Source organism: Larkinella punicea (assembly GCF_003334855.1).
In the GTDB taxonomy this organism is placed as follows: domain Bacteria; phylum Bacteroidota; class Bacteroidia; order Cytophagales; family Spirosomataceae; genus Larkinella; species Larkinella punicea.
The window spans coordinates 312941-326132 of the sequence record NZ_QOWE01000003.1 but is presented as its reverse complement, the minus strand read 5'-3'; the positions used below and the strand labels follow the sequence as shown (position 1 = coordinate 326132).

At 51.4% G+C, this 13192-nt stretch carries 11 protein-coding genes; 5 read left to right on the top strand and 6 right to left on the bottom strand.

Translation table 11 applies throughout. The features are described from left to right. Window positions 1-10 precede the first annotated feature (10 nt). Window positions 11-613, bottom strand: coding sequence for a DinB family protein (locus DUE52_RS04970; RefSeq protein ID WP_114404855.1), 603 nt, complete (start codon window positions 611-613; stop codon window positions 11-13). Window positions 614-693: 80 nt separating this feature from the next. After that, window positions 694-1287: a Crp/Fnr family transcriptional regulator gene (locus DUE52_RS04965; RefSeq protein WP_114404854.1), complete on the bottom strand. Its 594-nt coding sequence runs from the start codon at window positions 1285-1287 to the stop codon at window positions 694-696. A 347-nt stretch (window positions 1288-1634) separates the two neighbouring features. Between DUE52_RS04965 and DUE52_RS04960 the strand changes: the two genes are divergently transcribed. Continuing rightward, entirely contained in the window at window positions 1635-2342 is a 708-nt protein-coding gene (locus DUE52_RS04960) for a DsbA family oxidoreductase (RefSeq protein ID WP_114404853.1), read from the top strand. Window positions 2343-2366: 24 nt separating this feature from the next. Beyond that, entirely contained in the window at window positions 2367-2738 is a 372-nt protein-coding gene (locus DUE52_RS04955) for a hypothetical protein (protein WP_114404852.1), read from the top strand. 126 nt (window positions 2739-2864) lie between these two features. Here DUE52_RS04955 and DUE52_RS04950 read toward each other — a convergent pair whose 3' ends face one another. From DUE52_RS04950 to DUE52_RS04935, 4 genes are all read right to left on the bottom strand, one after another. After that, a complete protein-coding gene (locus DUE52_RS04950; protein WP_114404851.1) occupies window positions 2865-3872 on the bottom strand; it encodes a glycoside hydrolase family 43 protein in 1008 nt (335 codons plus the stop codon). A gap of 27 nt (window positions 3873-3899) precedes the next feature. Beyond that, window positions 3900-4817: a glycoside hydrolase family protein gene (locus tag DUE52_RS04945; RefSeq protein ID WP_114404850.1), complete on the bottom strand. Its 918-nt coding sequence runs from the start codon at window positions 4815-4817 to the stop codon at window positions 3900-3902. 10 nt (window positions 4818-4827) lie between these two features. Further along, window positions 4828-5049, bottom strand: a complete 222-nt coding sequence (locus DUE52_RS04940; protein ID WP_114404849.1) for a VF530 family protein — start codon at window positions 5047-5049, stop codon at window positions 4828-4830. A 344-nt stretch (window positions 5050-5393) separates the two neighbouring features. Then, the gene (locus tag DUE52_RS04935) at window positions 5394-7592 is read right to left on the bottom strand and encodes a B12-binding domain-containing radical SAM protein (protein ID WP_114404848.1); all 2199 of its coding nucleotides are present in this window, start codon (window positions 7590-7592) and stop codon (window positions 5394-5396) included. A 99-nt stretch (window positions 7593-7691) separates the two neighbouring features. Between DUE52_RS04935 and DUE52_RS04930 the strand changes: the two genes are divergently transcribed. From DUE52_RS04930 to DUE52_RS04920, 3 genes are all read left to right on the top strand, one after another. Further along, the gene (locus DUE52_RS04930; RefSeq protein ID WP_114404847.1) at window positions 7692-9278 is read left to right on the top strand and encodes a serine hydrolase domain-containing protein; all 1587 of its coding nucleotides are present in this window, start codon (window positions 7692-7694) and stop codon (window positions 9276-9278) included. A gap of 72 nt (window positions 9279-9350) precedes the next feature. Then, a complete protein-coding gene (locus tag DUE52_RS04925; protein ID WP_114404846.1) occupies window positions 9351-12389 on the top strand; it encodes a PAS domain-containing protein in 3039 nt (1012 codons plus the stop codon). Between the two features lie 182 nt (window positions 12390-12571). Continuing rightward, window positions 12572-13123 carry a cupin domain-containing protein gene (locus DUE52_RS04920; protein ID WP_114404845.1) on the top strand — a complete coding sequence of 184 codons (552 nt, stop codon included), beginning with the start codon at window positions 12572-12574 and terminating at the stop codon, window positions 13121-13123. Window positions 13124-13192: the final 69 nt, after the last annotated feature.

Genomic DNA, 13192 nt, shown 5'->3' with positions numbered 1-13192 from the left:
TTAGGAAATATTACGATTCAACCGAAACGTTCGGGCGAAGAATCAGCTCGGAGGAAACACGACGGGCCTGTAACACATGCCTTTGCTCGTGCGCAATTAGAAACCGGAAGGTGTCGCCCACCGAAAGCCGAATGAATCGGGCAATAGAAATGGGGATGCGGAGTTTCTGAATATTCACGACTTTGGCGCGTTCCAGCAGTTCCAGCAGGGCGTGTTGCTGTTCCAGAAAAACCGCTAAAACCGCCGACGCGTTCAGGTTCGAAACGGGCGTGTGTTCCTTGACGGCTTTCATTTTTAACCCAATCGAACCGTCAGCCTTGGGTCGCATTGAATTGGCGAAGTAGTTGCCCAGCCAGCCGCTGCGAAATGTCGAAGCAGCCCGAATCGACTCTTTTTCGCCTTTCAAAACGGCGGCTTCGAGCTGCGGCAGGTAGTAATGCCCGTAGCTGTTTAGATGATCCAGGCACTGCGCAATGCTCCACCGATCCGGAGCCGGTTGATGGTTTAACTCATCGACTGACAGCGGACTGAATTCCGTTAGGACCAGTTCGACGAGCGTTTGCGTTTCGCGGGCTAACTGACCGAGCAAGTCATTGGGTTGAAAAGCGGGCATGGCTACGGGCGTTTATATAGACAAACCTACGACGGTTCCTACCAAAAAATGTTGGCGCAGACCAAGATTCTTGTTCTCTGCTACAATTTGACGGAAGCCAGTAGCTTGCTGAACGTGGTGGGGTCCAGACCGAGGTATGACGCCAGATACTTGTGCGGAATCAGTTGCAGGACGTGCGGGCTGCGGGTCAGCAACACCCGAAATTTCTCCTCGGCACTGAACGTCATCAGTTCGATATACCGCTCCATCAGGCCCGACATCGCAGCCGCCGTACCGATGCGTCCCCAGCGTTCCAGTGCCGGATAGGTGCCGAGAACCCGGTTAAAATCTGCGTACGAAATCCGGAGCAACCGGCTGGTCGTCAAGGTTTCAAGGTAATACAGCGACGGTTTTTGCAATTGAAACGAGTCGATAATGCCCGACATTGAGCCGTTATACGAAAAAATCAGCGTGGCATCCCGTTTCCCCTCCCCCACATAATACGCCCGCTGAACGCCCTCGACCACATAATACAGGTAGCGTTCGATTTCACCGGCGGTAGTCAGCGTGGTTTTCCGTCGGTAGTCGACCGGATGCCAACAAGGCGCAAAAGCCTCCCACTCCACGTCACTCAGTTCACCGGCCTGAAAAATCATTTTTTTCAGACTTTCTAATGATTTCTCTACTTCATTCATGTCCGTTATCAAGCGGTTTTGCCCCGGCAACTCCGGAAGTAAATGTACAAAAAGGTCGTAGTAAAAAACCAGGACTTACGTGGGTCATTCTGCTGCACTCCCGCATGTTACCCCTAAATCCCCTAAAGGGGACTTGGACGCGAATCCTCCGGGTGCTGAAAGTCCCCTTTAGGGGATTTAGGGGTAACATGCGGGAGTGCTAAACTCTATCGTTGGATTATGACCGATTTCCTGAACCAAATTTCTCGTCAAATCCTTATTGATGTAACAACATGTAATGGTTGGCGGGAATCGTTCGATTCCCCGGAATTTGAGATAAATTCGTTTTTTTATAACTACCCAAGAAAATGAAAGTTGAAATCTGGTCGGACGTAATGTGTCCGTTTTGCTACATCGGAAAGCGCAAATTTGAAGCGGCTCTGGAGCAGTTTGACCAAAAAGAGTCGATTGAGATTGTCTGGAAAAGCTTTCAGCTCAATCCGGCTCAGGAGACCAATCCGGATAAAAGCATTACCGAATACCTGGCCGAAGCCAAAGGCTGGACGCTCGGCTATGCCAAGCAAATGAATGATTATGTAACCAACATGGCCGCTGAAGTAGGACTGCACTACGACTTCGACAAAGCCGTGGTAGCCAATTCCTTCGACGCCCACCGCGTGGTGCAGCTCGCCAAAACCCAGGGCAAAGGCGACGATATGGAAGAACGCCTATTCAAAGCGTATTTTACCGAAGGACTCAATACCGCCGATCACGACACCCTGCTGCAACTCGGAACCGACATCGGTCTGGCGGCTCCTGACGTCGAACAGGTGCTGGAATCCGATCAGTTTGCGGCCGAAGTAAAAGCGGACATTCGGGAAGCCCGGCAGGTTGGCGTTACCGGCGTTCCTTTTTTTGTCTTCAACCAGAAATACGCCGTTTCCGGTGCGCAGGCCCCCGAGACTTTTCTGGGTGCGCTCATCAAGTCGTACGGTGAATGGAAAGACGTTAACCCGCTGACCGAAGCGGAAACCATTGCCGGTCCGGTATGTACACCGGATGGAAATTGTGACTAATTTCGCAAAAAAATAGCCACCCAGATGCCACAATCGTCCGAAAGCTCCTACGCCCGCGAACCGTTTTTCAACACGCGGCTCATCATCAACACCCTGTTGGTGCTGGCCAACAGTGCGCTGCTGCTGTTTGTGATCAAATGGGCGGATGTGGTACACTGGCCCTATTTTCTGGCGGCTGTCAGTGCTGCCATCATCGGTTTTCTGGAACCCCGGAAAGGCTGGATCCTGGCGGTTTTACAAGCGGTTTTTCTGTGGGTTGGGTATACCTTTTTTACGGCGGCTCCCGAAAACGGCGGCAAACAGGAACTGGAGCTTTTCTGCCTCTATGGTTCCATTTTCCTCACCTTTCTGGGAAGTTTCGTCGGCGGCATTTTGAAACGGGCGGTCGGTAAATGATCGCGGGTTCGTTATTTGCTATTCAACATTCGGTGTTCGTTATTCAATATTCGATTTGGCTTAACTTTTAAAAATTGAATATTGAACACCGAATATTGAACACTGAATAACGAACACTGAACGCTGCTACTTCAACGGCTGTGGTTTCACGCCCTCTACCGTGATTTTCACCGGTTTAATCAATCCCTTCGCATCAAATTCCATGATATCAATGCAGGTTTCGCGGTGGTTGCCGTCGGTTTCCGTTAGCGGACGGCGGTGATACACGATGTACCATTGATCTTTCCCCGGCACCTGAATCACCGAATGATGCCCCGCGCCGGTTGCCACGCTGGGGTCCTGCTTGAGGATTTTATCGATCCGCTCGAAAGGGCCAAACGGCGAATCCGCCATGGCGTAGGCGACGGAATAGTTGGGGCCGGTCCAGCCACCTTCCGACCACATGAAGTAGTATTTGCCGTTGCGAATGAACATGAACGGCCCTTCCACGTAGCCTTTAGGCGTAATTTCCTTAAACGTCGTACCATCAGCAAACGGTACAAATCCGGTGAAATCGTCTTTCAGTTTGGCAATGTTGCAGTGCCGCCAGCCGCCGTAAATCATGTAATATTGACCATCTTTGTCCTTGAAAACAAACTGGTCGATGGGCTGCGCTCCGTTGATGATCTTGTCGATCAGCGGTTTACCCAGATAATCCTTAAACGGTCCCGCCGGATTGTCAGCCACAGCCACGCCAATACCGCCCACGTCTTTCTGATCATTCTGAATGTCATTGGCCCCGAAAAACAGGTAATACTTGCCGCCTTTTTCAACGATGGCCGGTGCCCACATGGCTCGCCAGGCCCATTTGATGGCCGTGGTGTCGATAATCCGGCTGTGCTTCGTCCAGTTCACGAGGTCGGGTGACGAAAACGCATCCATGAAAACCTGCTGGTTATACGGTGCCGAATAGGTCGGATAAATCCAGTATTTATTCCCCAGAATAATGCCTTCAGGATCGGCGTACCAGCCCGGAAACACCGGATTACCAGATGTCGGCTTTTTCCCAATATTGGATTGAGAAGCCGTTGAACCTTGTGAAAAAACTGAAAGAGATGAACAAACGAAGGCGACAAGCAGAATATAGTGTTTCATCAGGATAGGGAAATTTGAATCAATTGGTTAGGGTTGAGAAGCGGGCAGAAAAACCCGGACGTCCGGATGCATCGTATAAAGCCGGTATCTCGAGCCGTCGTGAACCAGAAATCCGCTCGACGTATTTTTTTCCATAATGGGGTTTTTAGCGTATTTCTTCCAGTGAATCAGGTCTTTCGAAACCGCCACGTTGTTCGTCCACTCCCGCCAGTCTTTGAAAGCTGATGCGTGATAGTACATATAGTAAAGCCCTTTGTACTTGATAATCTGGTTAGTTGCCACCGCAAACTGGTCGTATTTTTCCGGCCCACATTTCAAAACCGGCTCATCCTGCACGTTCTTCCAGCTTTTCAAGTCTTTGGAGGTGGCCAGCCAAACCGCAGCATCGTTCCGTTCATAAAATAAATACCAGACACTGCCTTCCTTCCAGATGGCCGGCGTCCCGTACGGCCCGGCACTGAGCGGTTTTCCGTCGACACTGCGAATATCGAGCGGGCCGCGTTCTTCCCAGTGAAGGCGGTCAGTCGACGTCAGGAGGTGGGCAACGTCATCTTTGCCTTCTGCGAACATATAATACGTGCTGCCGGATTTTACAACCGACATGTCCTCCACCCAACCCGCGGTATAAATGGGGTTTTCCGGATGCCGTTTCCAGGTAAACCCGTCGGAAGACGTGGCCAGGCCCAGGTATTTCGTCGTGTTTTTTCCGTCTTTATAACCCGTATACCACAGATACCAGTTCTTATCTTCCCGCAGAATGTAGCCCCGCTCCCGAATATGATGATCCCAGGTGGATGCTTTCGTACCGGCAAAAACCGGGTTGTTTTCGTAGGGTGTAAAATGGACGAGTTCATCCGGAAACTCGGGATCGGCAGCCGGTTTTTCGGACACCATGCCGCCAAAAAATAAGGTGGAAATCAGGAAGATCAGGTAGGGTTTTCTCATAAAAAACAGGTCACTTGGTTTTGAGGGTTAGGTAAAGCTCTTCTACTTTCTGCCGCGCCCAGGGTGTTTTACGCAGGAACGTCAGGCTGGATTTGATGCTCGGATTATCGGTAAAACAGCGGATGGTGATGCGTTGCCCCAACCGCGCCCAGCCATAGTGTTCCACCAACTCCGTCAGGATATTTTCGAGGGTTTTGCCGTGAAGCGGATTGTTGGGCTGAAGTGGGGTCATGGTCAGAAAACGGTTACATTCGGCTGCAAAGATAGCCCAAGTTGCGAAACGCGGGTTTTCCGGGGCAAATCTTCTTTATTAATCGCCAATGCTAGTTTTTTTTCGTTTTTTAAGGCTATCTTAAGCCAGATTGAAGAGAAAAGACGTTAGACAAGAGAACAGGGATAAAACCCGGATTGATTTCCAGTCTGTACATCCTTCGATTTACAACTTCTAATCCCCAAAACCATGGCACAGCAAAAAGCACCTACAAAAGGAAGCGCAAAAAAACCGTCGGAGAAAACGTTGAAGGAAAAACGGGCCGACAAACAGGCGAAACGCGACAACAAAAAAGATTATTAATCTCAAACAATCAGCAGTCCATTCTGACGCAAATTTCGCCAGATTGCCGACTGCATAAAGGTCCCAAAACTCCCTAAACCGACGGCTTCAAAGTCCGCTTTCAAGCCGTCGAGGGAGTAGGGTTCGTGGTTCCCAATCACCAGTTTAGGCATCGCGCCCTCCAGCCACTCTCCCACCGAAACGCTCGTTTCCAGCGCCCATTCACTTTTTTTCGTGTAGAAAACCAACTCGGCCACTTCCGCTATTTTACTGCCTTTTTTAACTTCCAGAATGGATACGACCGGCAAACTTCCCGGCCAGATCACCATCGCATTGGAACGAAACTCACTGTCCGGCAATTGACGGATACTCTGCTCAATATACTTCGGCGGAATGCTGGTCGGAGGTGTTTTGAAATCAAACCACTTTTTGAGCGGAAACTCAAAAGCGACGCCGTGCATATAGTTAAAAAGCGACTTCCGCAAGCCCTCCGAAAACCGGCTGTGATCGGCCCCCAGGGGGTCGTCGTGGTCCAGGTCGTTGTCGGCAAACAAACCAGTGTCGGGGCCAATCCGTTGAACGTCGAAACCCGCCGGATGCAGCCCCACCGGGCTGTGAGCCGTCATCGCAAACCGGTGCCAGAACCCCGACTGCACAATCCCGATTTCGAACAATTGCCGCACCATTTCCAGCGAATCGATGGTTTCCTGCGCCGTTTGCGTCGGAAAACCGTACATCAGGTATGCATGAACCATGATGCCGGCCTGCGTGAAACCGTCGGCAACCCGCGCCACCTGCGCCACCGTAACGCCTTTTTTCATGCGTTCGAGCAAGCGATCCGACGCCACTTCCAGCCCGCCCGAAACCGCAATGCAGCCCGACAGTTTCAGCAACTGGCAGAGGTCAGGCGTGAAGTTTTTTTCAAACCGGATGTTGGTCCACCACACCACCGTCAGCTTCCGGCGAATAATTTCGAGGGCCAGATCGCGCATCAAAGCGGGCGGAGCCGCTTCGTCCACAAAGTGAAAACCGTTCTGCCCGGTTTGTTCGATAATCTCTTCGATGCGGTCGCAAAGCAGGGCTGCTGTCAGGGGTTCATACCGCTTGATGTAGTCTAAAGAAACGTCGCAAAATGAACATTTTCCCCAGTAACAACCGTGCGCCAGCGTCAGCTTGTTCCAGCGACCGTCGCTCCAGAGCCGGTGCATCGGATTGACAATTTCGATGACGGATAAATAGTCATTCAGCCGCAGATCGCGGTAGTCGGGCGTGCCGGTATCGCGCTGCGCTACATCGCGCTCCCGGTTCTGGTTGTGGTAGGTCACGACGCCATCCGTTCGGGCATAGACCCGCTTCAAACCGGCCCGGTCGCGCTGACCCGCCAGATAATCCAGCAACGAAAGCAAGGGCGCTTCGCCGTCGTCGAGGCAGATGTAATCGACGTAATCGAAAACCCGGGGTTCCTTCAGCGAACGGAGTTCCGTGTTGGCATACCCGCCCCCCATGATCACGGCGATTTCGGGGTGGTTTTTCTTGAGATACTGACCACATTTCAACGCGCCGTACAGATTTCCCGGAAACGGAACTGTCAGACAAACCACCGTGGGTTGCCACGCCTGCAGCCGTTGTTCGAGCAGGTTCGTTAAAGTTAACGAAATCAGGGTTTCGGGAGCTTGTAAAGCCGCATGAAGGTCATCGAAGTGCGTGGCCGAGCGTCCCAGTCGTTCGGCATAGCGGCTGAATCCAAAGTGCGGATCGACGGCTTCGGTGATCAGATCGGCAAGGTCTTCGAGGTACAGGGTGGCCAGATGCCGTGCTTTGTCGTGAATGCCCATCGTGCCGAACGCCCAGTCCAGGTCATCGAGTTGGGCAAACCGCGACGCTTCGGGCAAATAAGAACGATCACAAATGCTGTGGGCCAGCGTTGGATTTTTATTTTGCAAAAACCGGATCACCGGGTCGATGGTGCTGATGTAATCGTCGCGGAGCGAAAAAATGCGAAAGCTATTCTCAGACAGTTCGGCATCTGAAGCGTCCAGTTCGGCAAACAACGTCCGCAAACCTTTTCCCGAAAACAGATCCAGAATTACCTCAATACCCAGATCAGCCTGATGCGAACGAAACCCTTTCGTATTCAGAAAGCCTTTCAGGTAAGCCGTGGCCGGATACGGCGTGTTGAGCTGCGTGAAAGGCGGGGTAATAAAAAGGATCTTCTGTTCCAAGATGCTGCCGGGGCTTCGTTCCCGACAAAGGTAGTTCTTGTTGGTCAGAAATAGCTCTTTTCATAAATGCGTCCTATTTTAGCGCAACCGAATACAGCCATGAAAAAACACTTCCTTCCCCTCGCCCTACTCGTTGCGTCGCTCGCCCAGAGCCAGCCCAAACCCGCTGCCGGTGATCGACTTCCAGCCTCGTATTCGACCACTTACCAGGCACCGGTTTTTGCCGATCCCCAGCGGAATGAAAAGATCGCAGCGGTTTTTCCGATCATCGACAGTTTATACCGCCAACATGCCGAAAAAAACCACTTTCCGGGGCTGGCGTTTGGCATCGTTGTCGACGGAAAGCTGGTTCACGCGGGCGGTTTTGGCTATACGGATGTAGCAAAAAAGATAGCTGCCACGCCGAAGTCGCTGTTTCGCATTGCCTCGATGAGCAAGAGTGTGACCACGATGGCGATTCTGAAACTGCGGGACGAAGGTAAACTGCGGCTCGATGATCCGGCTTATCTCTACATTCCCGAGTTGAAAAAACTGCCGTATCTGACCTCGGATTCGCCCCTCATTACGGTTCGGAATCTGATGACGCATTCGGCGGGATTTCCCGAAGACAATCCCTGGGGTGACCGGCAACTGGACGACAGCCCGGCCGATTTGCTCAAACTGATCGCGGGGGGATTGTCGCTTTCAAACGTTCCGGGCGTTACCTATGAATACAGCAACCTGGGGTTTGCGATGCTGGGTGCCATCATCACCAAAGTTTCCGGAAAACCGTACCAGCAGTACATCGACGAAGCGATTTTCAAACCGCTGAGCATGACGCATACCGTTTGGGAATATACCAAAATACCGCCAGCCCTGCTGGCGCACGGCTACCGCTGGCAGGACAACGCCTGGCTCGAAGAGCCGTTGTTGCACGATGGATCATACGGTGCGATGGGCGGGTTAATCACATCCGTGGAGGATTTCAGTAAATACATGGCGTTCCATGAGTCGGCCTGGCCCGCGCGAAGTGCTGCCGAAACCGGCCGTGGCGACGGACCGCCGGTGAAACGCAGTTCGGTACGCGAAATGCAGCAACCCTGGACATTCAACAGCCTCAGTGCCAGCTTCAAATACCCCAGTGGCCGGGCCTGCCCGATGGTCAGCAGCTACGCCTACGGCCTGCGCTGGAGCCGCGATTGCGACGGGCGGGTTTATGTGGGTCATACGGGCGGACTCCCCGGTTTTGGCAGCCAATGGTGGATCATGCCGGAATACGGGATTGGCGTGGTGGCCTTCGGGAACCTCACCTACGCCGGCATGGGTTCGGTAAACTGGGCGGCACTGGATACGCTGATTACGACGGCGGGCCTAAAACCCCGCATGATTCCGGTTTCCAAAATTCTGGCGCAACGCAAAGCCGAGTTGCTTCAACTCCTCCCCGACTGGTCGAATGCGGCTGAAAGCAAACTCTTTGCGGAAAATTTCTTCCCCGATCTGTCGCTGGAAATCCGCCGAAAAACGGTACAGGATTTGTACGCCAAAGCAGGGACTATTGTTCGTGTGGGTGATCTAATTGCCGAAAATCAACTGCGGGGCCGCTTCCTGATCGAAGGAGAAAAGGCCAATATCGACGTCTTTTTTACGCTTACGCCCGAAAACCCGGCCCTGATTCAGCAACTGGATTTCAGGGAAGTGAAGAAGTAAGCGGGCGTTATCCGGTGTACTTTTTTATATTTAGTAACTTTATCGTAAAACCGGCTATTTTCGAACATCGAATTGGTAAGTAAACAGACACCAAATCCCAATTTACCCCGCTTTCTGGCAGGCGGTGGTGAAGTGGGCCAACTCCTGCGGGCTTTCGACTGGTCCAAATCGCCACTGGGCGAACCCGATCAGTGGCCGCAAAGTTTAAAAACCGCCGTCAGCATCGTGCTTCGGTCCAGCTATCCCATGTTTATCTGGTGGGGGCCGGAATTGATCAACCTTCACAACGATGCCTATGTGCCGCTGATGGGCCACAAGCACCCGGCCTTTCTGGGAAAACCCGCCAACGAACTCTGGTCCGAAATCTGGGAAGAAAGCCTGCTTCCGATGAAAACCCTGGTGTTTGAACAGCAGGAATCGATCTACGGCCAGGACTTGATGCTGTTGCTGGAACGAAAAGAATTTCCGGAAGAGGGCTATTTCAATTTTTCGTATAGCCCGATTATCGACGAGAACGGGGAAGTAGGCGGCTTGTTCTGCGCCTGTCACGAAGAAACGGACAAGGTTCTGCAACAACGCCGGTTGCAGACGCTGAATGCGCTAACCAGCCAGGTTTTATCCGCAAAAACCAAAGTTGAAGTGGGCCGGATGGCCATTGACATCCTGGGACAGAATTACAAAGACATTCCGTTTGCCGCCTTTTATTTGATCGATCCGAGCGGGCAGGAAGCCCATTTGATTCATTGTTCAGGTGTTCGGCCGGACGAAAATCCATTCGAAAAAACCGTTTCGCTTGCCGACGCCACCACCGACGAGTTCTGGCAACTCCATACTGCAGTTGAAACCGGCCAGCCGGTTCGGATTCAGGGGGTATCGAAAAAAATCAGAATGCTTGTCCAATCCCTGACCGACCGTTTGCCCGACAGTGCCTACATTGTACCGGTTCAAAAAACCGGTTCGGGCAACAAGATAGGGATTCTGGTGGTCGGCCTTAATCCGCATCGCAATTTTGATACGGATTACCAGCACTTTGTGGAGCAGATTGGTACGCAGATCGCAATAACCATTGATATTCTCGTACTCCACGAAACCGAATTTAATCAGGCGAAGTGGTTAGCGGAAATCGACCGCCAGGCTCAACTGACGATTGCACACAACCGCTTGAAAGCCGAAGATCACATTCGGAATGTCATCAACCAGGCCCCGGTGGGCATTGCGGTTTTACAGGGAACTCATTTTGTTTTTGAAGCTGCCAACGCTGCCTATCTCAATCTGATTGGAAAGTCGGCGGAGCAGACGCTCGGAAAAACAATTCTGGAAGCCTTGCCGGAAGTACGTGATCAGGGCATTCTGGAATTGCTCATCCGGGTTGTCGAAACGGGCGAACCTTTCTTCGGCAACGAATTTGCCGTCGCCCTCAACCGGTTTGGAAAAACGGACATCGTCTATGTCAATTTTGTCTACCAGCCCCTGCGGGAAGCCGACCAGTCGGTGAGCGGTATCATCGTGGTAGCCAATGAGGTGACCGAGCTGGTCAAATCCAAACACGCTACCCAGGAAAGTGAACGGCAATTTCGGAATCTGGTCATTCAGTCACCGATCGCGATGGCGATTTTCAGAGGAACCGATCTGATCATCGAAATTGCCAACGAGACCATGCTGAAAACGCTGTGGAAACGACCCTTTTCGGAGGTTCAGGGAAAAAAGCTCCTCGAGGTATTCCCGGAATTGCATGATCAGCCGTTTCCCGATCTACTTGCCAACGTTTTCAAAACGGGCCAATCCTGCACGGAAAAAGAAGCCCTCGCCTATGTGAACACCCCGGAGGGCATGGGCAAATATTACTTTGATTTTGAGTATGCCCCCTTGTTCGAATCTGATGCTAGTGTTTCCGGTATTATGGTGACTGTCAACGATGTGACGGAGAAAGTGGAAGCCCGGAATTCGATTTTCGAAGCCGAACAGCGATCCCGGCTGGCCGTCGAAGCCGCCGAAATGGGAACGTACGACTGGGACATCGAGCATGGCATTTTCCAGTATTCGGAACGGCTCGTAGAAATTTTCGGATTGGCCCCGAATCAGCCCCATCAACATGCTGAATTTAGTGGAGCCATCCACCCGGATGACCTTCCGATTCGGGCCAAAGCGCACGAAGAAGCTTTTAAAACGGGGCGCCTGTATTACGAAGCCCGGCTGGCCCGGCCCGACCATGCCGTTCACTGGGTGCGGGCAATTGGGAAAGTGATTTTTGATGCACAACAGAAACCCGTCCGGTTGCTGGGATCGGCCATCGACATTACGCAGCAGGTGGAGGCCCGGAAAAATCTGGAAGAAATCGCCGAGGAACTGGAAAAACGGGTGACGGAGCGAACGCTCGAACTCCGGAACACGAACGCCGAGCTGGTGCGCACCAACCACGAACTGGAGCAATTTGCCTACATCGCCAGCCATGACTTGCAGGAACCGCTGCGGAAAATCCAAACGTTTACGGAACTGTTGACGGGGAGTCTTCACGACGAAGAATCGTCAATCAATCTAATGTCTAAAATCAGTTCTTCGGCGCAGCGCATGTCGGATTTAATCAAAGATGTGCTGGAGTATTCACGCCTTTCCAGAACGGATGAACTTTTTATAAAAACCGATCTCAATTTAATATTGGCGAACGTTAAAACGGATTTCGAGTTATTAATTGAGCAAAAAAATGCGGTTATTATTCAGGATAAATTACCGATCTTAAACGCAATTCCACAGCAGTTAAATCAGCTTTTTTCCAATCTGATTGGTAATTCACTCAAGTTTTCGGAGAAGAATCCTGAAATCCGTATTTCATCGACCCTTCTTCTGCCGGAAGAGGTTCGCGCTATGCCAAATCTACAATCCGACCGGCCTTACGTGAAACTGAATTTTAAAGACAACGGTATCGGTTTTGAACAGCAGTATGCCGAACAGATTTTCACCATTTTCCACCGCCTAAACGGGCGAAAGTCATACAGTGGAACGGGCATTGGTCTGGCATTGTGCAAAAAGATTGTTGAAAACCACCAAGGGTTGATCACCGCCGAAAGTGAATTAAACAAAGGAGCCTCTTTCACGATTTATTTGCCGGTTTGATTCGAAATTAAACTTCGTTATTCGCTATTCAATATGTTAACTTCACAAATAAATTAATATCGAATAATGAATAACGAAGTTGAAATAAGATCTTGGGGTTCATACCTTCCAACCGCTTCCTAATAATGTCTTGGTATCTGCGAACAGGCCCTGCTATCTTCGCCTGACAACAAATACACACCATGGCACATAAAGGAAAAGAAATTCGGAACCCGAAAACCGGGCAGATCATTCAGTTTGTGCAGACACAGGCCGATACCAACGGGCAGCTTCTGGAACTGATAACGACTTATGAAGCTCACTCCAAAGAGCCCATGGCCCATTACCATCCGCATCAGGACGAATATTTTGAAGTGTTGCAGGGCGCATTAACCATTCGTTTGGGTGGAAACCTACAGACTCTCCAGCCCGGCGACAAGATCCACATCAGAAAAAATATCGTTCATTCCATGTGGAATGCCACCGACGACAAAACCGTTGTTGCCTGGAAAACGATTCCGGCGATGGATACAGAATATTTGCTTGAGCTAAACACCGGGCTGGCGACTGACGGCAAAACCAACGCCGACGGGGTGCCGGGCCTTTTGCAGGTAGCCCTCATGATGAATCATTTTGACCACGTGTTCCGTCTGGCCAAACCGCCCTTTGCCGTTCAGAAAATAGTATTTGGGCTTTTGACGCCGTTTGCGTTGCTGCTCGGCTACCGGCCGTTTTACCGGAAATACCTGGGTTAACCCTGTCAGCGGTCGAAGACCCTGACAGCGGTTGAGGGTTCGTTAATGCTTAACCGCTGTCAGGGTCTT